Annotated in this window: 26 protein-coding genes; 21 read left to right on the top strand and 5 right to left on the bottom strand. The window is 60.4% G+C overall.

Annotated elements, in window-relative coordinates; translation table 11 throughout:
* Window positions 1-73 precede the first annotated feature (73 nt).
* Both tctD and ACJ8HA_RS00775 read left to right on the top strand, forming a co-directional pair.
* Window positions 74-748 (top strand): transcriptional regulator TctD, encoded by a 675-nt coding sequence (tctD, locus tag ACJ8HA_RS00770; RefSeq protein WP_025303698.1) that lies wholly within the window; start codon window positions 74-76, stop codon window positions 746-748.
* On the top strand, window positions 735-2153 hold the full coding sequence (locus ACJ8HA_RS00775) for a sensor histidine kinase (protein WP_043140131.1): 1419 nt from the start codon (window positions 735-737) through the stop codon (window positions 2151-2153). Before tctD ends, ACJ8HA_RS00775 begins: the two co-directional genes overlap by 14 nt.
* Here ACJ8HA_RS00775 and ACJ8HA_RS00780 read toward each other — a convergent pair.
* Window positions 2150-3070 (bottom strand): DMT family transporter, encoded by a 921-nt coding sequence (locus ACJ8HA_RS00780; RefSeq protein ID WP_019453750.1) that lies wholly within the window; start codon window positions 3068-3070, stop codon window positions 2150-2152. The two genes, ACJ8HA_RS00775 and ACJ8HA_RS00780, sit on opposite strands and share 4 nt — an antisense overlap.
* Window positions 3071-3187: 117 nt before the next feature.
* Between ACJ8HA_RS00780 and ACJ8HA_RS00785 the strand changes: the two genes are divergently transcribed.
* The 15 genes from ACJ8HA_RS00785 to hisP all read left to right on the top strand — a co-directional run bounded on the left by ACJ8HA_RS00785 (window position 3188) and on the right by hisP (window position 17484).
* Window positions 3188-3961, top strand: a complete 774-nt coding sequence (locus ACJ8HA_RS00785) for an AraC family transcriptional regulator (protein ID WP_025303695.1) — start codon at window positions 3188-3190, stop codon at window positions 3959-3961.
* A 53-nt stretch (window positions 3962-4014) separates the two neighbouring features.
* The gene (gene pdxB / locus ACJ8HA_RS00790) at window positions 4015-5136 is read left to right on the top strand and encodes a 4-phosphoerythronate dehydrogenase PdxB (RefSeq protein WP_043140127.1); all 1122 of its coding nucleotides are present in this window, start codon (window positions 4015-4017) and stop codon (window positions 5134-5136) included.
* A 110-nt stretch (window positions 5137-5246) separates the two neighbouring features.
* Entirely contained in the window at window positions 5247-6257 is a 1011-nt protein-coding gene (locus ACJ8HA_RS00795; protein WP_025303693.1) for an aspartate-semialdehyde dehydrogenase, read from the top strand.
* A complete protein-coding gene (gene truA / locus ACJ8HA_RS00800) occupies window positions 6257-7078 on the top strand; it encodes a tRNA pseudouridine(38-40) synthase TruA (protein ID WP_025303692.1) in 822 nt (273 codons plus the stop codon). Before ACJ8HA_RS00795 ends, truA begins: the two co-directional genes overlap by 1 nt.
* Window positions 7079-7156: 78 nt before the next feature.
* Window positions 7157-7819: a DedA family protein gene (locus ACJ8HA_RS00805; protein WP_004936130.1), complete on the top strand. Its 663-nt coding sequence runs from the start codon at window positions 7157-7159 to the stop codon at window positions 7817-7819.
* Between the two features lie 232 nt (window positions 7820-8051).
* The gene (gene accD, locus ACJ8HA_RS00810) at window positions 8052-8960 is read left to right on the top strand and encodes an acetyl-CoA carboxylase, carboxyltransferase subunit beta (RefSeq protein WP_025303691.1); all 909 of its coding nucleotides are present in this window, start codon (window positions 8052-8054) and stop codon (window positions 8958-8960) included.
* Between the two features lie 191 nt (window positions 8961-9151).
* Window positions 9152-10417: a bifunctional tetrahydrofolate synthase/dihydrofolate synthase gene (folC, locus tag ACJ8HA_RS00815; protein ID WP_025303690.1), complete on the top strand. Its 1266-nt coding sequence runs from the start codon at window positions 9152-9154 to the stop codon at window positions 10415-10417.
* Window positions 10418-11155: a cell division protein DedD gene (gene dedD / locus ACJ8HA_RS00820; RefSeq protein WP_049203693.1), complete on the top strand. Its 738-nt coding sequence runs from the start codon at window positions 10418-10420 to the stop codon at window positions 11153-11155. It begins immediately after the preceding gene.
* A 234-nt stretch (window positions 11156-11389) separates the two neighbouring features.
* Window positions 11390-11890 (top strand): colicin V production protein, encoded by a 501-nt coding sequence (gene cvpA / locus ACJ8HA_RS00825; RefSeq protein WP_004936119.1) that lies wholly within the window; start codon window positions 11390-11392, stop codon window positions 11888-11890.
* Between the two features lie 21 nt (window positions 11891-11911).
* Window positions 11912-13429, top strand: coding sequence for an amidophosphoribosyltransferase (gene purF / locus ACJ8HA_RS00830; protein ID WP_025303688.1), 1518 nt, complete (start codon window positions 11912-11914; stop codon window positions 13427-13429).
* A 131-nt stretch (window positions 13430-13560) separates the two neighbouring features.
* Window positions 13561-14133 (top strand): UbiX family flavin prenyltransferase, encoded by a 573-nt coding sequence (locus tag ACJ8HA_RS00835; protein ID WP_060433724.1) that lies wholly within the window; start codon window positions 13561-13563, stop codon window positions 14131-14133.
* 303 nt (window positions 14134-14436) lie between these two features.
* Entirely contained in the window at window positions 14437-15219 is a 783-nt protein-coding gene (gene hisJ / locus ACJ8HA_RS00840) for a histidine ABC transporter substrate-binding protein HisJ (protein ID WP_004936109.1), read from the top strand.
* Window positions 15220-15301: 82 nt separating this feature from the next.
* Window positions 15302-15988: a histidine ABC transporter permease HisQ gene (locus ACJ8HA_RS00845; protein WP_089196116.1), complete on the top strand. Its 687-nt coding sequence runs from the start codon at window positions 15302-15304 to the stop codon at window positions 15986-15988.
* On the top strand, window positions 15985-16689 hold the full coding sequence (locus ACJ8HA_RS00850) for an ABC transporter permease (protein WP_025303685.1): 705 nt from the start codon (window positions 15985-15987) through the stop codon (window positions 16687-16689). The genes ACJ8HA_RS00845 and ACJ8HA_RS00850 overlap by 4 nt, the downstream gene beginning before the upstream one ends.
* Window positions 16690-16710: 21 nt before the next feature.
* Window positions 16711-17484, top strand: coding sequence for a histidine ABC transporter ATP-binding protein HisP (hisP, locus tag ACJ8HA_RS00855; protein ID WP_004936098.1), 774 nt, complete (start codon window positions 16711-16713; stop codon window positions 17482-17484).
* A gap of 7 nt (window positions 17485-17491) precedes the next feature.
* On the opposite strand, the gene ACJ8HA_RS00860 is transcribed toward hisP, so the two are convergent.
* From ACJ8HA_RS00860 to yfcG, 3 genes are all read right to left on the bottom strand, one after another.
* Window positions 17492-18406, bottom strand: a complete 915-nt coding sequence (locus ACJ8HA_RS00860) for a TIGR01777 family oxidoreductase (RefSeq protein WP_149570090.1) — start codon at window positions 18404-18406, stop codon at window positions 17492-17494.
* Between the two features lie 16 nt (window positions 18407-18422).
* Window positions 18423-18794 (bottom strand): dihydroneopterin triphosphate 2'-epimerase, encoded by a 372-nt coding sequence (folX, locus tag ACJ8HA_RS00865; protein WP_025303682.1) that lies wholly within the window; start codon window positions 18792-18794, stop codon window positions 18423-18425.
* Window positions 18795-18905: 111 nt separating this feature from the next.
* Window positions 18906-19535 carry a GSH-dependent disulfide bond oxidoreductase gene (gene yfcG / locus ACJ8HA_RS00870; protein ID WP_043140104.1) on the bottom strand — a complete coding sequence of 210 codons (630 nt, stop codon included), beginning with the start codon at window positions 19533-19535 and terminating at the stop codon, window positions 18906-18908.
* 233 nt (window positions 19536-19768) lie between these two features.
* On the opposite strand from yfcG, the gene yfcE reads away from it, so the two are divergent.
* Window positions 19769-20320 (top strand): phosphodiesterase, encoded by a 552-nt coding sequence (yfcE, locus tag ACJ8HA_RS00875; RefSeq protein WP_025303680.1) that lies wholly within the window; start codon window positions 19769-19771, stop codon window positions 20318-20320.
* Window positions 20321-20419: 99 nt separating this feature from the next.
* Entirely contained in the window at window positions 20420-20965 is a 546-nt protein-coding gene (gene yfcD, locus ACJ8HA_RS00880; RefSeq protein ID WP_004936086.1) for an NUDIX hydrolase YfcD, read from the top strand.
* A 54-nt stretch (window positions 20966-21019) separates the two neighbouring features.
* On the opposite strand, the gene ACJ8HA_RS00885 is transcribed toward yfcD, so the two are convergent.
* The gene (locus ACJ8HA_RS00885) at window positions 21020-22039 is read right to left on the bottom strand and encodes a LacI family DNA-binding transcriptional regulator (protein ID WP_442515158.1); all 1020 of its coding nucleotides are present in this window, start codon (window positions 22037-22039) and stop codon (window positions 21020-21022) included.
* Between the two features lie 310 nt (window positions 22040-22349).
* Here ACJ8HA_RS00885 and ACJ8HA_RS00890 point away from each other — a divergent pair, with 310 nt between their 5' ends.
* Window positions 22350-22793, top strand: coding sequence for a PTS sugar transporter subunit IIA (locus tag ACJ8HA_RS00890; protein WP_025303677.1), 444 nt, complete (start codon window positions 22350-22352; stop codon window positions 22791-22793).
* Window positions 22794-22885: 92 nt separating this feature from the next.
* The gene (locus tag ACJ8HA_RS00895; protein ID WP_197822672.1) at window positions 22886-23167 is read left to right on the top strand and encodes a PTS sugar transporter subunit IIB; all 282 of its coding nucleotides are present in this window, start codon (window positions 22886-22888) and stop codon (window positions 23165-23167) included.
* The last annotated feature ends 22 nt before the right edge of the window (window positions 23168-23189 follow it).

The following is a 23189-nucleotide window of genomic DNA, read 5'->3' on the forward strand; positions in this document are numbered from 1 at the left end:
TTCTCTGTTATCGACCTGTTAACAAGCGCGATATTGGCGCCAGGTTGTTCAGATAAATCAATGGAATGGGAACATGCGACTGTTATTGGTTGAAGATCACCCCGAGCTGTCTCACTGGTTGCAAAAGGCGCTGACCGGCGCCGGCTTTGCCGTCGACGTCGCCCCGGACGGCGTGGCAGCGGATCACCTGCTGCTCAACGAACGCTATGCGCTCGCGGTGCTGGATGTGGCGCTGCCGCGTATGAACGGTCTGGATTTGCTGGCGCGCCTGCGCAAGCGCGGGCAGGATCTGCCGGTGCTGCTGCTGACGGCGCGCACCGACGTGGCCGACCGGGTAAAAGGCCTGAATCTGGGGGCGGACGATTACCTCACCAAGCCGTTCGAACTGGACGAGCTGGAAGCGCGTATTCGGGCGCTGCTGCGCCGCAGCGTCGGCGCCCCGCAGCCGGCGTTGCAGTACGGCGCGTTGACCTATCACGACGAAGGCTATTTTCTGCTGGAGAGCAAACCGCTGGCGCTGACGCCGCGTGAGCTGGCGGTGTTGACCGCGTTGATGCACCGGCGCGGCCGCCCGGTGGCCAAGCAACAGCTGTTCGAGCAGGTATTTACGTTGTCCGACGAGGCCAATCCGGAGAGCATCGAGCTTTACGTACACCGCCTGCGGAAAAAGCTGCAGGGCAGCGACGTGGCGATCGTCACGCTGCGTGGCCTGGGTTACAGCCTGGAGCTGTGCGATGCGGTGGTTTAACGCGCCGCGTTCGCTGTTCTATCAACTGCTATTGTTTTTTGGCCTGCCGCTGCTGGCGTTGGGCGGCATCTCTATCTACACCCACTATTTCAGCGCCATGAGCGCCGCCACCCTGGCTTACGATCGCACGCTGCTGGCGTCGGCGCGCACCGTAGCGGAGCGACTGGTGGTGCGCGAAGGCAAGCTGGCGGTTGATGTGCCCTATGTGGTGCTCGACAGCTTCGAGCGCAACATGAACGATCAGCTGTATTACGAGGTGATCTCGCCGCAGGGGAAAAGCATCTCGGGCTATGACGATTTGCCGCCTTTGCCGCCCCATATCCCGCGTTCCACGCTCTACCCGGCGCTGGTGCATTTTTATGATGCGGAATACCTCGGCAGGCCGATCCGCGTGGCGGCGCTGTTTCAACCGGTCAACGAGTCGGGCGTGAGCGGCATGGCGACCATTCTGGTGGCGGAAACCCTGGAGTCGCGCCGTTACCTGGCGCGGCAGATGATGATCGCGGCGCTGCTGAGCCAGGGCACGGTGGTGGCGTTAACCCTGATCCTGGCGTTCGCATTGCTCAAGCGGGTGTTGAAGCCGATGCGTAAGCTCTCCGGTATCATGCTGCGGCGCGATCCGGGCGAGCTGACGCCATTGCCGCGGGTATTGCCATGGTCGGAGATGCAGCCGCTGCTGGTGGCGTTTAATCGTTACATCGAACGGCTGCGGCTGATGGTGGCACGTCAGGAGCGCTTCAGCGCCGACGCTTCGCACCAACTGCGCACGCCGCTGGCGGTGTTGAAGACTCAGGTTGGGGTAGCGCTGGCCAGTGACCGGCCGCAGCAGTGGCGCGAAAGCCTGCAGGCGATGAGCGCGACGTTGGATAATACCGTGTCGCTGACCGACCGCCTGCTGCATCTTTCACGCCTGAAGGCCAGCGAGCACCAGGCCGATCGTAAGTTGCAACCGGTCAACCTGGCGCAGGTGCTGCGCGACGCCTGCTTTTCCCGCTTGCCGCAGGCGCGCAGTAAACAGATCGATCTCGGGTTCGAAGGCGAGGCGGCGTGTCAGGTGGCGGGGGAGCCGCTGCTGTTGGCCGAGCTGTGCGCCAACCTGCTGGACAACGCGCTGAAATATACACCGCGTCAGGGCGTGGTGACCGCTCGCCTCACGCAGGATAAGGCGGCAGGGGAAGGCGTGCTGGAGATAGAAGACAGCGGCCCCGGCATCGCCTTGCAGGACAAGGCGCTGGCGCTGCAGCCGTTTCACCGGCTGGACAACGTGGGCGATCAGCCGGGCGCCGGGTTGGGACTGGCGTTGGTGAAAGACATCACCGCGTATCACGGCACCCGCCCGGAGCTGTTGAGCTCTGCCGCGCTGGGCGGCCTGTTGGTGCGGGTGCGTTTCAGGCTGCTGCCTTAAGCCTGTTCTTTGCAGGACTCTGCGTTGGCCGCCGGGGCTTTGGCTTTACGCGTCAGCGGCGTGCGCAGCCGCTGCGACAGGATAACGCCCAGCAGGGTAATGCCGCCGCCGATCAGGTGGTAACCGTGCAACTGCTCATGCAGGAACAGCACGGCGATAGCGGCGGTAAACACCGGTGCCAGGTTCATGAAGATCGAGGCGGTGTTGGCGCCCAGGCGCATCACGCCCTGGATCCACAGGAACGGGGCGATGATCGAAGCCGGAATGCCGGCGAACAGCACCAGCGGCAGGTTATGGCCGTTCAAGCCGACATCCTGCGCCATCAGGAAATTAGGCAGTAACAACAGCACGCCGAACAGGATCTGCACGTACAACGATTGCCAGTTCGGCAGCGCGATGGCCCAGCGTTTGGTCAACACGCCATACAGCGCGTACGAGGCGGTGGCGAGCAGCATCATCAATTCCCCTTTGCCGATACCGTGCTGCAACAGCACGCCGGGCTGACCGCCGCTGACCAGCCAGATCAGGCCGCAGAAGGAGAGTATGCTGCCGAGCAGCACGCCGACGGTTGGCGCAATGCGCAGCAGAACGATGCTGATCAGGATGGTCAGCAGCGGGATCAGCGACACGATGATGCCCATAAACAGCGCGCTGACGCTGTGCGCGGCGTAATAGGCCAGGCTTTGGTACAGCACCATGCCCAGCAGGCCGAGGATCATCAGCTTCCACCAGTTGGCGCGCACCTGCGCCCAGTTGCGCAGCACGCCCGGCAGCACGAACGGCGTGAGGGCAATCAGCGCCAGCAGCCAGCGGTAGAGCGAGATGGCCGCCGGATCGATGGCGGTGGCGGAGAGTTTGCTGACGACGGCATTAATCGACCAAATCAGCACGGCCAACAGCGGGAAGAGCATATTCATGATAATTATTCTCAATAACGTCCAACATGCTGGCTAGTCTACGCGTGTCCGGTTTATCATATATAGTGATATCCAGACAAAAATCGGCGTAAACAAGACAAATCACGGGACGAAACCATGCCAGAAATCCGCCATTTCCCCGAGTCGTTGATCCCGGCGCCCAACCCGGTGCAGTTCCGCTGCGAGGAGTTCAACGCGCGCACCGAATTCCAGCCGCACAGCCACACCTGGGGTCAGTTGATGTGGGTTAAAGCCGGGGTGATGGTGCTGCGCATCGGCGGGCAGCGCTTTCTGGCGCCGCCGGAGTTCGTGCTGTGGGCGCCGGCTGGCATCGAACACTCCTGCTATAACCAGCGGCTGGCGCAGTGCCGCATGGTGGACATCACGCCGGCGCTGTGCACCGGCATGCCGGCCGACCCCTGTCTGGTGAGCGTAACGCCGATATTCCGCGCCATCGCCGAGGATTTCTATGCGCGCAAGCAGTACATTCCGCAGGCGGAGGCGGATTTGCGTCTCTGCCAGGTGCTGATCGATCAGCTGCGCCTGTCGCCGCGCCAGCAAACCTATCTGCCGTCGTCGGACGACAAGTTCTTGGCGCCGGTGCTGGAAGCGTTGGAGCATTGTCCGGCGGACAACACCTCGCTGGCGGCGTGGGCGGCTCGGGTCTACACCACCGAGCGCACGCTGTCGCGACGCTGCCAACAGGATCTGGGCATGTCGTTCAGCGAATGGCGCCAGCGCCTGCGGTTCCTGCATGCCGTCTCCCTGCTCGAGCAGGGCAAGACCGTGCAGGACGTGGCGTTAGACGTCGGCTACAGCTCCGCGTCGGCCTTTATCGTCATGTTCCAGCAGATCGCCGGCACTACCCCTGAGCGCTTTCGCCGTGCCTGATTCAGTGGCACACTATTTCGCAGACAAATAGCCGTAAACCGTCGGAGAACGCAGTGAAAATTCTGGTTGATGAAAATATGCCGTACGCGGCCGAGCTGTTCAGCCGCCTGGGCGAGGTGCAGGCGGTACCGGGCCGCCCGATCCCGCTCGAGGCGCTGGCGGATGCCGATGCGCTGATGGTGCGTTCGGTCACCAAGGTCAATGAAGCCTTGTTGGCCGGCAGCCATATCGACTTTGTCGGCACCGCCACCGCCGGCACCGATCACGTCGATGAAGCCTGGCTGCAACGTCAGGGCATCGGCTTTTCCGCCGCGCCGGGCTGCAACGCTATCGCGGTGGTCGAGTATGTGTTCTCTGCCTTGATGCTGCTGGCCGAACGCGACGGCTTCCACCTGCGGGATAAAACCGTCGGCATCGTCGGCGTGGGCAACGTTGGTTCCCGTCTGGATGCTCGCCTCAAAGCGCTGGGCGTGCGCACGCTGCTGTGCGATCCGCCGCGTGCCGATCGCGGCGACGCCGGGGAATTCTGGCCGTTGGAGAAGCTGGTGGCCGAGGCCGACGTGCTGACCTTCCATACGCCGTTGAATAAATCCGGCCCATACCATTCGCTGCATCTGGCGGACGCCGAGCTGTTGGCGGCCCTGCCGGACAACCGCATTCTGATCAACGCCTGCCGCGGGCCGGTGGTGGATAACGCCGCCTTGCTGCAGGCGCTGGAAAAGGGCAAAAAGCTGAGCACGGTGCTGGACGTGTGGGAACCGGAGCCGGATCTCGCCTTACCGCTGCTGGCGCGGGTGGATATCGGTACCGCGCACATCGCTGGGTATACGCTGGAAGGCAAGGCGCGCGGTACCACCCAGGTGTTCGAGGCGTTCAGCCGCCATCTGGGGCAGCCGCAACAGGTGGCGCTGGCCTCGCTGTTGCCGGTGCCGGAGTTCAGCCAGATCCGCCTCAATGGGCCGCTGGATGAAGCGCGGTTAAAACGATTGATGCACTTGGTGTATGATGTGCGCCGCGATGATGCGCCGCTGCGCAAAGTCGCTGGGCAACCGGGCGAATTCGATCGCCTGCGCAAGCACTACCAGGAGCGCCGCGAGTGGTCTTCGCTGGCCGTGCAATGCGATGACAGCGCCAGCGCCGAGCTGCTCGGCAAGCTGGGTTTTAGCCTGGCGTAGCGCGTAAGGTTGTCTTAAGCCAACGCCGCTACAGTGAGCGGTAAAGATTATCGGGCGGTGATTGCACTGCCCGTCTGCTTTTATGAATGAAATACTCTGGAGAAAACCCGATGTCTGACGGCTGGAATATCGCGCTGCTCGGCGCCACTGGCGCGGTAGGTGAAGCGTTGCTGGAATTGTTGCAGGAACGCCAGTTCCCGGTGGGTGAGCTCTATCCTCTGGCAAGCGAACGCAGCGCGGGCGCCAATGTGCGCTTCAACGGCAAGTCTCTTCTGGTGCAGAACGCCGAAGAGTTCGACTGGTCGCAGGCCCAACTGGCCTTCTTCGTCGCCGGCAGCGACGCTTCCGCTCGCTATGCCGAAGAGGCCGGCAACATGGGCTGCCTGGTGATCGACACCAGCGGTCTGTTCGCCATGGAGCCGGATGTGCCGCTGGTGGTACCGGGTGTTAACCCGCAGGTGCTGGCGGATTACCGCAACCGCAATATCGTCGCGGTGGCCGACAGCATGGTCAGCCAGCTGCTGACGGCGATCAAACCGCTGACCGAACAGGCGGGGCTCTCGCGTCTGCACGTTACCACGCTGATGTCGGTATCCTCGCGCGGCAAGGCCGCGGTGGACGATCTGGCCGGCCAGAGCGCGCGCCTGCTGAACGGCATTCCTGCCGAGGAAGGCGTCTTCGCTAAACAGCTGGCGTTTAACCTGCTGCCGCTCGTTGCCGACGAGCAGGGCAGCGTGCGCGAAGAGCGTCTGATCGTCGATCAGGTGCGCAAGGTGCTGCAGGACGAAGGGTTGCCGATTTCGGTGAGCTGCGTTCAGTCGCCGGTGTTTTACGGCCATGCGCAGGTGGTGCACCTGGAAGCGCTGCGCCCGCTGTCCGCCGAAGAGGCGCGCAGCGAGCTCGAAGAAGTCGAGGACATTCAGCTGAGCGAAGAGGACGATTACCCGACTCAGGTGACCGAAGCCTCCGGCAGCGATGCGCTCAGCATCGGTTGCCTGCGTAACGATTACGGCATCCCCGAGCTGCTGCAGTTCTGGACGGTGGCGGACAACGTGCGCTTCGGCGGCGCGTTAATGGCGATCGAAACCGCCGAGCGTCTGGTGCAGGAGCAGATGTACTGATGTCAGAGGTGGTCTCGCCCGCTCAGCCGACGCTGAAGGTAGCGCTGGGCATCGAATATGACGGCAGCCGGTACTACGGCTGGCAGCGGCAGCAAGAAGTGGCCAGCGTGCAGGAGCGCCTTGAGCAGGCGTTGAGCAAGGTGGCGGATGCGCCGATCAACGTGCTGTGCGCCGGGCGCACCGACGCCGGGGTGCACGCCACCGGGCAGGTGGTGCATTTCGAAACCACCGCGCGTCGCAAGGACGCCGCCTGGACGATGGGCGTGAACACCCATTTGCCGCCGGACATCGCGGTGCGCTGGGTGAGCCCCGTCGCCGACGATTTTCACGCGCGTTTCAGCGCTACCGCGCGCCGTTACCGCTATATTATTTTCAACCATCGCTACCGGCCGGCGGTGTTGCAACAGGGGGTGACGCACTTTTATCACCCCCTGGACGCCGATCGCATGCACCGGGCGGCGCAGGCGCTGCTGGGCGAGAATGACTTCACCTCGTTCCGCGCGGTGCAGTGTCAGTCGCGCACCCCGTGGCGCTGCGTAAAACACGTTAAGGTTACGCGCTACGGCGAATATATTGTGGTAGATATCAAGGCGAATGCCTTTGTGCATCACATGGTTCGCAATATCGTCGGCAGCCTGATGGAGATCGGCTGCGGCAATCAGGATGAGAACTGGATGGCCGAGTTGCTGGCGCTGAAGGATCGCAATCTGGCGGCGGCGACGGCGCGAGCCGAGGGGCTGTATCTGGTTGCCGTGGACTATCCCGATCATTTTGGTCTACCGCGGCCGCCGATGGGGCCGCTGTTTTTGCCCGACGATTAAACGCCGGCACGCCTGAAAGCGTCGCTCCCTTGTGCTTCTGCCGGGTGATTGAAACACCCGGTATCAATGAGAGAATTTATGGACATCATCAAGTTTATTATTGATTTCATTTTGCATATTGATGTGCACCTGGCCGAGCTGGTCGCACAATACGGCATGTGGGTCTACGCTATTCTGTTCCTGATCTTGTTTTGCGAAACCGGCCTGGTGGTGACGCCGTTCCTGCCGGGGGATTCTTTGCTGTTTGTCGCCGGCGCGCTGGCGGCGTTGCCGACCAACGATCTCAACGTGCACACCATGGTGGCGTTGATGGCCGTAGCGGCGATCATTGGCGATGCGGTGAACTACACTATCGGGCGGTTGTTCGGCGAGAAGCTGTTCAGCAACCCGAACTCGAAAATTTTCCGCCGTAGCTACCTGGACAAGACGCATCAGTTCTATGAGAAGCACGGTGGGAAAACGATTATTCTGGCGCGATTCGTGCCGATCGTGCGTACTTTTGCGCCGTTCGTCGCCGGCATGGGGCATATGTCCTATCGCCACTTCGCCGCCTACAACGTGATTGGTGCACTGGTTTGGGTGCTGCTCTTCACTTATGCTGGCTACCTGTTCGGCGATCTGCCGGTGGTGCAGGAGAACCTGAAACTGTTGATCGTCGGGATCATCATCGTTTCGATTCTGCCGGGCGTGATTGAAATTTGGCGTCACAAGCGCGCGGCCGCCCGCCAGCAAAAACAGTAAAAACATCGCTTAACCTGTCGGTTCGACCAGTTTTTTGTCCACAGCGCCGGGCCGATATGGTTTAATGAGCGACATTATGGTCTGTTCCTGCGAACAACCCTGAAGCCGATGCCTCAGTCGCCGCGCTTGCCGCGCCGCGAACGGGCATTTTTTCATTGGGGTGTTTTCGGGGGGATTGTTAAAGCATGAACAGCGGACTGGCGTGTGCCAGGTTCAAACAGAAAGGTCATCGATGAGCTGGATTGAACGAATTCTTAACAAGAGCAATATCACACAAACCCGTAAGGCGAGCATTCCTGAAGGGGTCTGGACCAAATGCGACAGCTGCGGCCAGGTTCTCTACCGCGCCGAGCTGGAGCGTAATCTGGAAGTGTGTCCGAAGTGCGACCACCACATGCGTATGGGCGCGCGCGCGCGTCTGCATACCCTGCTGGACGAAGGCAGTGAAGTGGAGCTGGGCAGCGATCTGGAGCCGAAGGACGTTCTGAAATTCAAGGATTCCAAGCGCTATAAAGATCGTCTGGTCGCCGCACAGAAAGCGACCGGCGAGAAAGATGCGCTGGTGGTGATGAAGGGCACGCTGTACGGCATGCCGATCGTCGCCGCATCCTTCGAATTCGCTTTCATCGGCGGCTCAATGTCTTCCGTGGTCGGCGCGCGTTTCGTGCGTGCGGTTGAGCAGGCGCTGGAGGACAACTGTCCACTAGTGTGCTTCTCCGCCAGCGGCGGCGCGCGCATGCAGGAAGCGCTGATGTCGCTGATGCAGATGGCGAAAACCAGCGCGGCGTTGGCTAAGATGCAGGAGCGCGGCTTGCCGTACATCTCCGTGCTGACCGACCCGACCATGGGCGGCGTCTCCGCCAGCCTGGCGATGCTGGGCGACATCAATATCGCCGAGCCGAAAGCGCTGATCGGCTTTGCCGGCCCGCGCGTCATCGAGCAGACCGTGCGCGAGAAACTGCCGCCTGGCTTCCAGCGCAGCGAGTTCCTGATCGAAAAAGGCGCGATCGACATGATTGTTCGCCGTCCGGAGATGCGCCAAACGTTGGCGAGCATTCTGTCCAAGCTGACCAACCAACCGCAGCCGCATTTCGATGAGGCCGCGCCGGTCATTGAGCCGGAGCCGCAGGCCGACGCCTGAGGCAAAGACAGATCCCGCCCGGGTTCAGCCGCCACTTTGTGGCTAAGTGACGGCTGATGCCCGTTCCCTGCCGGCCGTGGCCTATCGCGCCATGGTTTGCGGGTTGGCGGCGGTTACGAAGCGCATCGCCTTTACCGCGGTGAGGGTGGTGCCCTGATGGATTAATGAACCCAAGTTCAGTGACGGGACTCATGCAAAACCACCAAATTCCCCAAGCCACGTCGCCATTGAGCTCGTGGCTTTACTATCTGGAACGTCTGCACAGCCAGGCGATCGAACTCGGTCTTGAGCGCGTACAGCGCGTCGCGGCGCATCTGGATTTACTGACCCCCGCTCCTACGGTGTTCACCGTTGCCGGCACCAACGGCAAAGGCACGACCTGTCGTACCCTCGAAGCCATTCTGCTGGCCGCCGGCCTGCGCGTCGGCGTCTACAGTTCGCCGCATCTGGTGCGCTATACCGAACGCGTGCGCATTCAGGGGGAAGAGCTGAGCGAAGCAGAGCATAGCCGCTCGTTCGCCGCCATTGAAGCCGGCCGCGGCGAAACGTCGCTGACCTATTTCGAATTCGGCACCCTGTCGGCGCTGCAGCTGTTCAAACAGGCGCGGCTCGACGTGGTGATCCTGGAAGTGGGCCTGGGCGGGCGTCTCGACGCCACCAATATCGTCGATCCGAGCGTGGCGGTGATCACCAGCATTGCGCTCGATCATACCGACTGGCTGGGCAACGACCGCGAAAGCATCGGCCGTGAAAAGGCCGGTATTTTCCGCAGCGGCAAGCCGGCGGTGGTGGGCGAACCCGACATGCCGGACAGCATTCGCCAGGTCGCCGAAACGCTGGGCGCACCGCTGTATCGCCGCGGTGAAGCCTGGAGCTTCAGCGAGCAGGGCGATCGCTGGCAGTGGCAGGGCGGTGACACGCAGCTGACCGATCTGCCGACGCCGAACATACCGCTGGCCAACGCCGCTACCGCGCTGGCGGCGCTGAACTGTTCCCCGCTGGAAATCGACGAACGCGCGATCTTCACCGGGCTGCAGCAGGCGACGCTGCCGGGGCGTTTCCAGATCGTGCGGCGGGAGCCGATGCTGATCCTCGACGTGGCACACAACCCGCACGCCGCCGGCTATCTGGCCGGGCGTCTGGCCAAGCTGCCGCGCGACGGCGGCAAGGTGCGCGCGGTGGTGGGCATGCTGTCCGACAAGGATATCGCCGGCACGCTGGCCTGCCTCAGCGAGCAGGTGGATGAATGGTACTGCGCACCGCTCGACGGGCCGCGCGGTGCCAGCGTCGAACAGCTGGCGCAGCATCTGACGGAACCGCGCCGCTTTAATGATGTCGAAACTGCCTGGCGGCAGGCTATGCAGGATGCTGATAAACAGGATATTGTGATCGTCTGTGGATCGTTCCACACCGTGGCGCAGGTGATGGCGGCGTTAGACGAGATGCGGGGAGTGTGAGTGGCGAGTAAATTTCAGAACCGACTGGTTGGAACCGTGATTCTGGTGGCGCTGGGGGTAATCATCCTGCCAGGGTTGCTGGACGGCAAAAAGAAGCATTACGAGGATGAGTTCGCGGCCATTCCATTGGTGCCGAAGGCGGGCGACGTCGAAGAGAACGACGTGCTGCCGCCGGTGACGCAGCCGTTGCCGGCGCAGCCGCCGGAAGGGGCGGGCGCGCTGGTCGAGCAGCAGGCGGCCAACGAAGCGGCGGCGCAACAGGCGGTGCGGCAGAGCGCTCAGCAACCGACGCAGGTAGCGCCGCCGCCGGTCGAGACGCGTCCTCAGCCGGTGCAGCAGCCTAAGCCGAAGCCGGTGGAAACCAAACCGGTGGAAGTGAAACCAAAACCGGTACCGCAGCCGAAGCCGGTGGAGGTGAAACCGGTGCCGAAGCCGGAACCGACGCCGAAACCAGAACCGACGCCGCAGCCAAAACCGGCGGAAGAAAAAGCGCCGTCCGGGCAAGCCTATGTCGTGCAGCTCGGGGCGCTGAAGAACGCCGCCAAGGCGAACGAGATTGTCGCTTCGCTGCGTCTCTCGGGCTATCGCGCCTTTACCGTGCCGTCAACGCCGGTGCAAGGGCAGATCACCCGCATCTACGTTGGCCCGGACGCTTCCAAGCAGAAGCTGCAGGCGGCGCTGCCGTCGCTGAACTCGATCAGCGGGCTGAGCGGGCAGGTGAAGCCGTACGGCCGTTAAACCCCGCGGGGGCGCAGCAGGATGCGCCCCTGAATTCAGGAGTAGTGGAGAGAAAGCGAGAGAAACCGCGCCTTTTACAGGCGAAATCACCTATGTAGGCGCGGCGATTGGGAATTTTTTAATCGCCGCTTTTTATTTGTAACGTGGTAGGAAATCCCCTACGCAAACGTTTTCTTTTTCTGTTAGAATTCGCCGCGAATTGGATGCAGGGGCGATTCATCATTGGAATAGTTCATGGTCTGGATTGATTACGTCATTATAGCGGTGATTGGATTTTCGGCTCTGGTGAGCCTGATCCGAGGGTTTGTTCGCGAAGCATTGTCACTTGTGACATGGGGATGTGCGTTTTTTGTTGCCAGCCATTTCTACTCTTACCTTGCGGTCTATTTCACTCGTTTTGAAGATGAACTGGTGCGAAACGGCATCGCGATCGCGATTTTGTTCATCGCGACCCTGATCGTAGGGGCTATTGTTAACTATGTGATTAGCTCACTGGTAGAGAAAACCGGGTTGTCGGGCACCGACCGGGTGCTGGGCATCTGCTTCGGCGCACTGCGCGGCGTGTTGATTGTCGCGGCGATCCTGTTCTTCCTGGATACCTTTACCGGCTTTTCACAAAGTGCCGACTGGAAACAGTCGCAGCTGATCCCCCAGTTCAGTTACGTCATCAGGTGGTTCTTTGACTACCTGCAGAGCACGTCGAGTTTCTTGCCGACCCAATTGCCGGGGCGGTAGCGCTGATGAGGAAAAGACAACATGTGCGGTATTGTCGGTATCGCCGGTTTCATGCCGGTAAACCAGTCGATTTATGATGCGCTGACGGTGCTTCAGCACCGTGGCCAGGATGCCGCAGGCATCGTCACCATTGACGCCCACAACGGGTTCCGTTTGCGTAAAGCCAACGGCCTGGTGAAGGATGTGTTTGAGGCGCGCCATATGCAACGCTTGCAGGGCAACATGGGCATTGGCCATGTGCGTTACCCGACGGCCGGCAGCTCGAGCGCCTCTGAGGCCCAGCCTTTCTACGTCAACTCGCCGTTCGGCATTACGCTGGCCCACAACGGCAACCTGACCAACGCCCATGAGCTGCGCCAAAAGCTGTTCGAAAGCGGCCGCCGCCATGTCAACACCACCTCCGACTCGGAAATCCTGCTGAACGTGCTGGCCAGCGAGCTGGATCGCTTCCCGCACTATCCGCTGGAAGCCGACAACATCTTTACCGCGGTCGCCGCTATGCATCAGCAACTGCGCGGCGCTTACGCCTGCGTGGCGATGATCATCGGTCATGGCCTGCTAGCGTTCCGCGATCCCAACGGTATTCGTCCGCTGGTGATCGGCAAGCGCACGCTGGAGGATGGCCGCAGCGAGTACATGGTGGCTTCCGAGAGCGTGGCGCTGGATACCCTGGGCTTTGAGTTCCTGCGCGACGTGGCGCCGGGCGAAGCGGTGTACATCACCACCAAGGGCCAGCTGTTCACCCGCCAGTGCGCAGAGAACCCGAAAACCAACCCGTGCCTGTTCGAATATGTTTATTTTGCGCGCCCAGACTCCTTTATGGACAAGATCTCGGTCTACAGCGCCCGCGTGCGCATGGGCCAGAAGCTGGGTGAGAAGATCGCCCGCGAGTGGGAAGATCTGGATATCGACGTGGTGATCCCGATTCCTGAAACTTCCTGCGATATCGCGCTGGAGATCGCGCGTATTCTCGAGAAGCCATACCGCCAGGGCTTCGTGAAAAACCGCTACGTTGGCCGCACCTTTATCATGCCGGGCCAGCAGGCGCGTCGCCAGTCGGTACGCCGCAAGCTGAACGCCAACCGTGCCGAGTTCCGCGACAAGAACGTGCTGCTGGTGGATGACTCCATCGTGCGCGGCACGACCTCTGAGCAAATCGTCGAGATGGCGCGCGAAGCGGGCGCCAAGCGCGTGTATCTGGCTTCCGCCGCGCCGGAAGTGCGTTTCCCTAACGTCTACGGCATCGACATGCCGAGCGCCAACGAACTGATCGCCCACGGGCGTGAAGTGGATGAAATCCGTCAGATTATCGGCGCCGACGGGCTGATCTTCCAGGACCTCGACGATCTGATCGAAGCGGTGCGCGAAGAGAACCCGGACATCATCCAGTTCGAATGCTCGGTCTTCAATGGTATCTACGTGACCAAAGACGTTGACCAAAGCTATCTGGAATACCTGGAGTCGCTGCGCAGCGACGATGCCAAGGCGATGCGGGTGCAAACCGAAGCGGAAAATCTGGAACTGCACAACGAAGGCTAACGGTCTGCGTTGATCCCTCAAGGTGCATCGCCGCGTCTGCGGCGGTGCACCTTGTTCCTCTGACTTGCTTATCCCTCGCCATTGCGGCAAAGTCTGCCTGATCTTACTTTTTACGGCAGAGGCCATTCTTCATGAAACGACTCATCATCGGCATTTCCGGCGCCAGCGGCGCGATCTACGGCGTGCGCCTGTTACAGGTTTTGCGCGACGTCGCAGAGGTGGAAACCCATCTGGTGATGAGTAATGCTGCAAGACAGACGCTGGCGCTGGAAACGCCGTACAGCCTACGGGAAGTGCAGGCGCTGGCCGACGTGGTGCACGATGCGCGCGACATCGCCGCCGGCATCTCCTCCGGCTCTTTCAAAACCCTGGGTATGGCGATCCTGCCATGCTCAATCAAAACCCTGTCCGGCATCGTTAACAGCTACAGTGACGGATTGCTGACCCGCGCCGCCGACGTGGTGCTCAAAGAGCGCCGCCGTTTGGTCTTATGCGTGCGGGAAACGCCGTTGCATCTTGGTCATTTGCGGCTGATGACGCAGGCGGCAGAGATGGGCGCGGTGATCATGCCGCCGGTGCCGGCGTTTTACCACCAGCCAAAAAGCGTGCAAGACATCATCGATCAGACCGTCAATCGGGTGATCGACCAGTTTGATATCGAATTGCCGACCGATCTGTTCACCCGCTGGCAGGGTGCTAATTAACAGTTTTATCCCTAAATTGGTACATTTGTGCAACACCGCACTGAATTGGGGCGGAGTATGCACCATAATGATCCCACTTCATCACGCTCACTGTTTCATGGCGCCGCCTTATTGCGGTTGCCAGTGGCGCGGCCCCAACCGGCCGATTTAATTTTGCGGTTATCGTCCCAGGAAACAGTATTGTGAAGGCCGGAGCCGTTCCCTCCGCCCGTAGCACCTAATGTGGCACGATTACTGCAAATTGATTTGGTGGGGAAAGTAATGCCCGTAGTGGCATCAAAAAAATCAATTTGAGGGTAATTTATGAAAAAGCGGGTTTTGATTTTGCCGTTAGTTCTGGCTTTGAGCGCCGCCAGCAGCGCCTTTGCCGCCATTCCTTCCACGCTGAAGATTGGCACCGATCCGACTTACGCACCGTTTGAATCCAAAAACGCCAAAGGCGAATTGGTTGGCTTTGACATTGATTTGGCCAAAGAGCTGTGCAAACGCATCAATACCCAATGCACCTTCGTGGAGAGCGACTTCGACGCGCTGATCCCCTCCCTCAAGGCGAAGAAAATCGACGCCATCATCTCTTCGCTGTCCATCACTGAAAAACGCCAGCAGGAAATCGCCTTTACCGACAAGCTGTATGCCGCCAACGCGCGTCTGATCGCGCCGAAAGGGTCCAAGCTGTTGCCTACCGTGGACGCTCTGAAAGGCAAGAGCGTGGGCGTGCTGCAGGGCACCACCCAGGAAGCCTACGCCAACGCCATGTGGCAGCCGAAGGGCATCACCGTCGTGCCTTACCAGAACCAGGATCTGGTTTACGCCGATCTGGCTTCCGGCCGTATTGACGCCGCCTTCCAGGATGAAGTGGCGGGCAGCGACGGCTTCCTGAAACAGCCGCCGGGCAAAGACTATGCGTTCGCCGGCGAATCGGTGAAGGATGACAAGTTCTTCGGCGTCGGCACCGGCATGGGGCTGCGCAAGACCGATACCGAGCTGAAAGCGGCGCTGGACAAAGCCTTCGCCGAGATGCGCAAAGACGGCACCTACGACAAATACGCGAAAAAGTACTTCGACTTTGACGTCTACGGCGGGTAATCCGCTTACCGTTCCATGCTGTGACTGCGGGGCCGGCGTGCCGGCCCCGATGGTTCGGATCCTAGACCACAGGGTGAAGTAGATGCTGCAAGGCTATTCCCAACTGATTTTCGAGGGGGCTCTGGTGACGTTGGAGCTGGCCCTCAGTTCCGTGTTGCTGGCGGTGGTGATCGGCCTGATCGGCGCCGGTGGCAAACTGTCTCATAACCCCTTTATCTCCGGTCTGTTCGGCGCCTATACCACGCTGATCCGCGGCGTGCCCGATCTGGTGCTGATGCTGCTGATCTTTTACGGCCTGCAAATCGCGCTGAACAACATCACCACGCTGCTCGGCTTCTCGCAGATCGATATCGATCCTCTCGGCGCCGGTATCATTACCCTCGGCTTTATCTACGGTGCTTACTTCACTGAGACCTTCCGCGGCGCCTATCTGGCGGTGCCGAAAGGGCAGATCGAAGCGGCGACGGCCTACGGCTTCAGCGGCGCGCAGATCTTTCGGCGCATTCTGTTCCCGGCGATGATGCGTTTCGCTTTGCCGGGCATCGGCAACAACTGGCAGGTGATCCTGAAGGCGACGGCGCTGGTGTCGATCCTCGGCCTGAACGACGTGGTGAAAGCCACGCAGCTGGCGGGGAAAGGCACCTATCAGCCGTTCTTCTTCGCCATCGTGGCCGGCATGGTGTACCTGATCTTCACTACCGTTTCCAACGGCGTGCTGCTGTGGCTTGAACGGCGTTACTCACTGGGCGTCAAGAGGGCCGAGCTATGATCGAGATTTTGCAACAGTATTGGCAGTCGCTGCTGTGGAGCGACGGCTACCGTTTCACTGGCGTGGCAGTCACGCTGTGGCTGCTGATCGCCTCGGTGGTGATGGGCGGGCTGCTGGCGATCCCGATGGCGGTGGCGCGCGTCTCTTCCCTTCGCTGGGTGCGTTTCCCGGTGTGGCTTTACACCTATGTGTTTCGCGGTACGCCGCTGTACGTGCAGCTGCTGGTGTTCTACTCCGGCATGTACAGCCTCGAGATTGTGCGCGGCACCGAGTTTCTTAATGCGTTTTTCCGCAGCGGGCTTAACTGCACCATCCTGGCGCTGACGCTCAATACCTGCGCCTATACCACCGAGATCTTCGCCGGGGCGATCCGCGCGGTGCCGCACGGTGAAATCGAGGCCGCCAACGCCTACGGTTTCTCGCGCTTCAAGATGTATCGCTGCATCATTTTGCCTTCGGCACTGCGCACCGCGTTGCCGGCTTACAGCAACGAAGTGATCCTGATGCTGCACTCCACCGCGCTGGCGTTTACCGCCACCGTGCCGGATCTGCTGAAGATCGCGCGCGACATCAACGCCGCGACCTACCAGCCGTTCTACGCTTTCGGCATCGCGGCGGTGCTGTACCTGATCATCTCCTACGTGTTAATCAGCCTGTTCCGCAAAGCTGAAAAACGCTGGATGGCACACGTTAGTCACTGATAAATGACGGGAAGAAAAACCATGTCTGAGAATAAATTAGCCGTCACGGAACTGCACAAACGCTATGGCGACCACGAAGTGCTGAAAGGCGTCTCGCTGGCGGCCAACGCCGGGGATGTGATCAGCATCATCGGCTCCTCTGGCTCCGGCAAAAGCACCTTTCTGCGCTGCATCAACTTCCTCGAGAAGCCGAGCGAAGGCTCGATCAGCCTGAACAACGAAGATATTCGCATGGTGCGCGACAAGGACGGCCAGCTGAAAGTGTTCGACAAGAAGCAGCTGCAGCTGCTGCGCACCCGCCTGACCATGGTGTTCCAGCACTTTAACCTGTGGAGCCATATGACGGTGCTGGAGAACGTGATGGAGGCGCCGGTGCAGGTGCTGGGGCTGAGCAAGGCCGACGCGCATGAGCGCGCGGTGCGTTACCTGGATAAAGTGGGCATCGACGAGCGGGCGCGCGGCAAGTACCCGGTGCACCTGTCGGGTGGCCAGCAGCAGCGCGTCTCCATTGCTCGCGCATTGGCGATGGAGCCGGAGGTGCTGCTGTTTGACGAACCGACGTCGGCGCTGGATCCCGAGCTGGTGGGCGAGGTGCTGCGCATCATGCAGAAGCTGGCGGAGGAGGGAAAAACCATGGTGGTGGTGACGCACGAAATGGAATTTGCGCGCCACGTTTCCAACCACGTGATCTTCCTGCACAAAGGGTTGATCGAAGAGCAGGGGCCGCCGGCCGAGCTGTTCGGCAACCCCAAAAGCCCGCGCCTGCAGCAGTTCCTGTCCGGCGCGTTGAAGTAACCTCAGATCAGCGGGCTTCGGCCCGCTGATTAATCACGTCATCCAATGCCTGTTCCAATTCCAGATAGCGGAAGTGGAAGCCGGCCTCTTCCAGGCGCTTCGGCACCGCCCGCTGGCCGCCGAGCACCAGCACCGCCGCTTCCCCCATCAACAGCCGCATGGCGAACGCCGGCACCCGCAGAAACGCCGGGCGATCGAGCACGTTGGCCAATTGGGCGGCGAACTGCTCGTTGTGCACCGGGTAGGGCGCGACCATGTTAAACGGGCCGCTCAGCGTGGCGTGATCCAGTAGATAAATAATGCCGTTGACCATGTCGTCGAGATGGATCCACGGCAGATATTGGCGACCGTCGCCGATCGGGCCGCCCAGCCCGAAGCGGAACGGCGGCAGCATTTTGGCCAGCGCGCCGCCCTGTGGCGCCAGCACCACGCCGGTGCGCAGCAGGCAGACGCGGGTGGCATCGCTTTGCGCCTGCAGCGCCAGCGTTTCCCAGCGTTGACACAGCTGGTGGGTGAATTCGTCGTGCGGTGGCTCCTCTTCGGTCACCACCGCCTGCCCCTGATCGCCGTAGTAGCCGACGGCGGAACCGGAAATCAACACACCGGGCGGCGTGCTGCCGGCCTTGATCAGCCTCGCCAACCGTTCGGTCAGATCCCAGCGGCTGCGGCACAGGCGCTCTTTCTGCTGTGCGCTCCAGCGCTTGTCGGCGATAGGTTCGCCGGCCAGGTTGATCACCGCGTCGAATTCATCCAGCGACTGCCGGTCGTCCAGCGTTTGCCAATAGCTCGGCCGATCGCCCAGCCTGGCTCGGGCTCGCCGCTCGTCTCGGGTCAACACCGTAATGTGGTGAGAAAGCGTTAGCAGCCTGGCCGTCAGACTGCTGCCTATCAATCCCGTTGCGCCGGTGATCAGGATCCGCATGGTCGACCTCCCTGAGTTAGTCCCGGCGGTAGCTCATGGTCATGGAAACCGAATCGGCGTAGCGCAGGGCCAGAAGTTTATCTATCTCCACTTCAGCATAGGTTACCCAGGCGTGTTCTTTTACGATGTCGAGCACATCCTGCGTTAATTTTTCCAGCAACGCGAAACGGTTATCTTCCACATGGCGGATGATCGCTTTGGTGATGGTGCGGTAGTTGAGTGCATCGGCGATGTCTTCGCTGTTGCGCGCTTTGTCCGCCGGGTAGTGGATCACCACGTTGATCAGGACGTCCTGTCGGTTGTTGATTTCCTCTTCCTTGATACCGATGAACGTGCGCAGCCGCAGATTTTTAATGCGAATAACGGCGTCGGGTTGACTGAAAGACATCAGAGATTCTCCATAGGTCTGATTATTAGCGTTCAGAATACACGGAAAGTAAGGAAAAGATAACGAGGGGACGATGTGACTCCCCGGCCGACGGGGAGTCGGGGAAGGCGCTTAGCCTTGTTCGGCCAGTTTGTAGGCGCGCTCGGTCGCCGGGCGGTTGCTGATGCGCTCGAACCAGTTGCGCACCGCTGGGTAATCTGCCAGATCGATGCGTTGACGCGGATGCGATACGACCCACGGATAGGTGGCGATATCGGCGATGCTGTAGTTGTCGCCGCCCAGGTACGGGTGTTTTTGCAGTTCAGCTTCCAGCACGCCGTACAGCCGCTTGGTCTCCAGATGGTAACGCTCGATGGCGTAAGGCACCGGCTGCGGCGCGTAGTGATTAAAGTGGTGATTCTGCCCGAGCATCGGCCCGAACCCCGCCACCTGCCAGAACAACCACTGTAGGGTCGCGGCGCGTTCGCGCAGGCCGGTGCTCAGCAGCTTGCCGGTCTTCTCCGCCAGATACAGCAGGATTTCCCCGGATTCGAACAGACTGATTGGCGCGCCGCCGTCCACCGGTTGCTGATCGACGATCGCCGGGATTTTGTTGTTGGGAGAAATGCTCAGAAAGTCCGGTTTGAACTGGTCGCCGGCGCTGATGTTTACGCGATGGATACGGTAGGGTAAGCCGACCTCTTCCAAAAACAAGGTGATCTTGTGACCATTGGGAGTAGGCGCGTAATACAGGTCAATCATGTTGCCTCCTGCGGTAAGGTGATCTGTAATTCATTACACGTTGCTGCGGTCTTCGCCGCGCACAAAGGTATATCAGAGATCCAACAATAGCAGCTAAGGATAGCAGGCTATGTGGGATTCGTCCGATGCTATCTGCGCAGTTGGATCACAATTCTCCACCGGGGCGGGCGGCGGTTTGCCGTACGGCGCCGGCGCGGTAAAATGGCGCTTATTTCCCTCTATAGGACAAGGTTATGAAGCTGATGTTCGCCTCGGATATCCACGGATCGCTGCCGGCCACCGAACGCGTGCTGGAATTATTCGCACAACACGGCGCTGACTGGCTGATTCTTCTGGGTGATTTGCTGAATCACGGCCCGCGCAACGCGCTGCCGGCCGGCTATCAGCCCGCTCAGGTTGCCGAACGATTGAATCGCTATAGCGACAAGATCATCGCCGTTCGCGGCAATTGTGACAGCGAGGTCGATCAGATGCTGCTGACGTTTCCTATCGAGGCGCCGTGGCAACAGGTTCTACTGCAAAAAAGACGATTGTTTTTGACCCACGGTCACCTTTATCATCCTTCGGCACTGCCGCCGTTATCCCGCGGTGACGTCCTGGCCTACGGCCATACGCATCTGCCGCAGGCGGAGCGGCAGGGTGAGATCTATTGCTTCAATCCGGGCTCTGTCAGCATCCCGAAAGGGGGCTTCCCGGCTAGCTACGGCATGTTGGATCGGGGCACTTTGCGGGTGCTGACGCTCGACGACGGCAAGGTCGTCGCGGAGGTGGCGTTAACACGCTAAACGCACTAATTTATACACACACAATAAAAATCTTTGAAAAACACTCATTGATTAACCAGCGCGCGGGATGCATCGCGCCAAAATAGAAGGTTTTAGAGGATGGCGGAACAGGGTCAGGCTGCAGATACCGAATGGGTTGATATCGTCGACGAGCAAAACGAGGTGATTGCGCAATCCAGTCGTCAACAGATGCGGGCGGAGCGGCTGCGTCATCGTGCGACCTATATTGTGGTGCATGATGGGATGGGAAAAATTCTGGTGCAGCGTCGCACCGAGATTAAAGACTTCTACCCGGGCTGGTTGGACGCGACGGCGGGTGGCGTAGTGCAAAGCGGTGAAAACGTGCTGGATTCGGCGCGCCGCGAGGCGGAAGAAGAGCTGGGCATCGCCGGCGTGCCTTTCGCCGAACATGGTCTGTTCTACTTCGAAGAAGAGCAGTGCCGGGTGTGGGGCGCTCTGTTCAGCTGCGTGTCACACGGCCCGTTTGCACTGCAGGAAGAAGAAGTGGCCGAGGTGTGCTGGCTGACGCCGGAAGAGATCACCGCTCGCTGCGACGAGTTTACCCCGGATTCGCTGAAGGCGCTGTCGCTGTGGCTGACGCGCAACAACGAACAGGATTACGGTAAGCCGCTCGACAACCACTGAGGCGCCAACGCGTGAGAAAGCCGGTCATCGACCGGCTTTTTTTACGGTTCGGATTCAGCAGCTGTCGCGGCGGCACAGCGTGGCGGGCAGGGTGCCTTCCGGCAGCCAGGGCTGTTCGTTCAGCCGTGCCAGCAGCGCCTGGCCGGCCTGAATGCCGATATCGCGATGCGGAATGGTCATGGTGGTCAGCGGCGGCTGGCACACCCGGCCGAACTCGCTGTTGCCGAACCCCACCACCGCCAGATTGTCCGGCACCCTGATGCGCCGCCGCTGGCATTCGTACAGTGCGCCGCCGGCCAGTTCGTCCGAGGCGCACACCAGCGCGTCCAGTTCCGGCCAGGCCAGCAAGAATTCCGGCAGCTGCTGCGCACCGGTGCTGAAGCTGGCGGGCTGCGCGGCGTTGATCACCCGATGCGGCGACATATGGTTGCGCAGCAGCGCCTTGTGCCAGCCCTGCAGGTGCTGCTGGAAAATCCACTGTTCCTGATTGGCGCACAGCAGCCCGATATTCTGATAGCCGCTGGCGATCACCGTTTGCGTCAGCTGATACATGGCCGCCACATAGTCGATGCCGATGCTCATATCGATCGGATCGGCGCGCACGGCGCCGATCTCCACCACCGGAATGTTGGCGGCGATCAACGCGTTGCGGGCGTTTTGCGAATGCTCGACGCTGAGCAGCACCGCCGCCGCGAGGTTGTAAGAGAGCAGCGTCTCCAGCAGCTTTTCTTCGCGCTCCAGGTGGTGCTGCGACTCCGCCAGCATGATGTGATAGCCGGCCGGCTGCAGCACTTTCTGCAGGCCGGCGAACATCTCGGCGCAGCCAGATTCGGACAGGCTGGGCACCACCATGGCGATGGTGTAGGACGAGGCCGACGCCAGCGAACTGGCGGCCAGGTTGGGCAGATACCCCAGTTCGCTCACCGCGGCTTCAATCTTCTCGCGCAGTTTGTCTGAAACCAGCTCCGGCGTGCGCAGCGCGCGCGACACCGTCATGGTGCCGACGCCCGCCAGCTGCGCTACGTCAGCCAACGTCACCCTGCCTGTGCTGCGTCGTTTTTTACCGATCGACATGCCTAATCCCGACTGAAATGCGCGAGCGGCGCATAAAAATGGTGAGGGTGGGAAGCCGACGGCGCGGCTTCGACGATCCCCGTATGCGGCACATTCTACCCCGTTACCCGAAAGAGCGAGAAAAAATTGTGGTTAACGCCATGCCGCCACGCGGTGTTTTGATAGCGCTATCACAGATTCGCATGATAGCGCTTTGGTAGCGCTATCTTTGTGATATCCATCACTGTGTCGCCGAGAGGGGTTGATTAAAGTTTTACCGTCGTCGGTGAATTAATCACCGGCCGAAACCATCAACGTTTGGGAGGGTAATGTGCTGAAAGAGTGGCTGACCGCCGATCATATACAGCTGTGCGAACGGGTGGAGGACTGGCGCCAGGCGGTCACGCTGAGCGCGCAGCCGCTGCTGCAAGGCGGCGTGATTACGCCGAATTACCTGACGGCTATCTTTCATCAGCAGGAGAAGCTCGGCCCTTACTTCGTCCTGGCGCCGGGCATCGCCATGCCGCACGCCAGGCCGGAGGAGGGCGCCAACGCGCTGGGGCTGTCGCTGTTGAAGATCCATCAGGGCGTGAATTTCCATTCCGCGGATAACGATCCGGTTCAGGTGGTGGTGATGCTTTCGGCGCCCGACGGCAACAGCCACATTGAAATGATTTCGCAGTTGGCGGAATTATTTTCCGATAACTCGGCGATGGAGGCGTTATTTCACGCCACAGATAAACGGCAAATTGAGGATATTATCGCCCGCTATTAACGTTTAATCACCAGGAACACGATTAATGCTAACAACGCTGGGAATATGACCGGCGGCGCTACCCTACACGCTAAATTCAACAGGTGGATATTATGAAAATCATGGCGATTTGCGGTTCCGGTCTCGGCAGCAGTTTTATGGTGGAAATGAACATTAAAAAAGTGCTGAAAAAGATGGGGGTGGAGGTCGAAGTCGAACACTCCGATCTGTCGTCCGCTACCCCCGGCGCCGCCGACGTGTTCGTGATGGCGAAAGACATCGCCGACAGCGCCAGCGTACCGGCCGAGCAGCTGGTGGTGATCAGCAACATCATCGACATTAATGAGCTGGAAGCCAAGCTGCGCGCTTACTTCGAAGCCCACTCAATCATCTAAATAAAACGATTGGCGAGGTGGA

Source organism: Serratia sp. CY33802, assembly GCF_052169095.1.
Lineage (GTDB): Bacteria > Pseudomonadota > Gammaproteobacteria > Enterobacterales > Enterobacteriaceae > Serratia > Serratia bockelmannii.

Excerpts from the sequence above, each read along its gene's own strand:
- ACJ8HA_RS00895 (WP_197822672.1), top strand. The coding sequence starts at position 22,886 with ATGAAAATCATGGCGATTTGCGGTTCCGGTCTCGGCAGCAGTTTTATG.
- ACJ8HA_RS00860 (WP_149570090.1), bottom strand. The coding sequence starts at position 18,406 with ATGCGGATCCTGATCACCGGCGCAACGGGATTGATAGGCAGCAGTCTG.
- ACJ8HA_RS00785 (WP_025303695.1), top strand. The coding sequence starts at position 3,188 with ATGCCAGAAATCCGCCATTTCCCCGAGTCGTTGATCCCGGCGCCCAAC.
- ACJ8HA_RS00835 (WP_060433724.1), top strand. The coding sequence starts at position 13,561 with ATGAAACGACTCATCATCGGCATTTCCGGCGCCAGCGGCGCGATCTAC.
- tctD (WP_025303698.1), top strand. The coding sequence starts at position 74 with ATGCGACTGTTATTGGTTGAAGATCACCCCGAGCTGTCTCACTGGTTG.
- hisJ (WP_004936109.1), top strand. The coding sequence starts at position 14,437 with ATGAAAAAGCGGGTTTTGATTTTGCCGTTAGTTCTGGCTTTGAGCGCC.
- yfcE (WP_025303680.1), top strand. The coding sequence starts at position 19,769 with ATGAAGCTGATGTTCGCCTCGGATATCCACGGATCGCTGCCGGCCACC.
- yfcD (WP_004936086.1), top strand. The coding sequence starts at position 20,420 with ATGGCGGAACAGGGTCAGGCTGCAGATACCGAATGGGTTGATATCGTC.
- purF (WP_025303688.1), top strand. The coding sequence starts at position 11,912 with ATGTGCGGTATTGTCGGTATCGCCGGTTTCATGCCGGTAAACCAGTCG.
- yfcG (WP_043140104.1), bottom strand. The coding sequence starts at position 19,535 with ATGATTGACCTGTATTACGCGCCTACTCCCAATGGTCACAAGATCACC.
- folX (WP_025303682.1), bottom strand. The coding sequence starts at position 18,794 with ATGTCTTTCAGTCAACCCGACGCCGTTATTCGCATTAAAAATCTGCGG.
- ACJ8HA_RS00775 (WP_043140131.1), top strand. The coding sequence starts at position 735 with ATGCGGTGGTTTAACGCGCCGCGTTCGCTGTTCTATCAACTGCTATTG.
- cvpA (WP_004936119.1), top strand. The coding sequence starts at position 11,390 with ATGGTCTGGATTGATTACGTCATTATAGCGGTGATTGGATTTTCGGCT.
- ACJ8HA_RS00805 (WP_004936130.1), top strand. The coding sequence starts at position 7,157 with ATGGACATCATCAAGTTTATTATTGATTTCATTTTGCATATTGATGTG.
- ACJ8HA_RS00850 (WP_025303685.1), top strand. The coding sequence starts at position 15,985 with ATGATCGAGATTTTGCAACAGTATTGGCAGTCGCTGCTGTGGAGCGAC.
- ACJ8HA_RS00845 (WP_089196116.1), top strand. The coding sequence starts at position 15,302 with ATGCTGCAAGGCTATTCCCAACTGATTTTCGAGGGGGCTCTGGTGACG.
- truA (WP_025303692.1), top strand. The coding sequence starts at position 6,257 with ATGTCAGAGGTGGTCTCGCCCGCTCAGCCGACGCTGAAGGTAGCGCTG.
- ACJ8HA_RS00885 (WP_442515158.1), bottom strand. The coding sequence starts at position 22,039 with ATGTCGATCGGTAAAAAACGACGCAGCACAGGCAGGGTGACGTTGGCT.
- folC (WP_025303690.1), top strand. The coding sequence starts at position 9,152 with ATGCAAAACCACCAAATTCCCCAAGCCACGTCGCCATTGAGCTCGTGG.
- ACJ8HA_RS00780 (WP_019453750.1), bottom strand. The coding sequence starts at position 3,070 with ATGAATATGCTCTTCCCGCTGTTGGCCGTGCTGATTTGGTCGATTAAT.
- accD (WP_025303691.1), top strand. The coding sequence starts at position 8,052 with ATGAGCTGGATTGAACGAATTCTTAACAAGAGCAATATCACACAAACC.
- hisP (WP_004936098.1), top strand. The coding sequence starts at position 16,711 with ATGTCTGAGAATAAATTAGCCGTCACGGAACTGCACAAACGCTATGGC.
- ACJ8HA_RS00795 (WP_025303693.1), top strand. The coding sequence starts at position 5,247 with ATGTCTGACGGCTGGAATATCGCGCTGCTCGGCGCCACTGGCGCGGTA.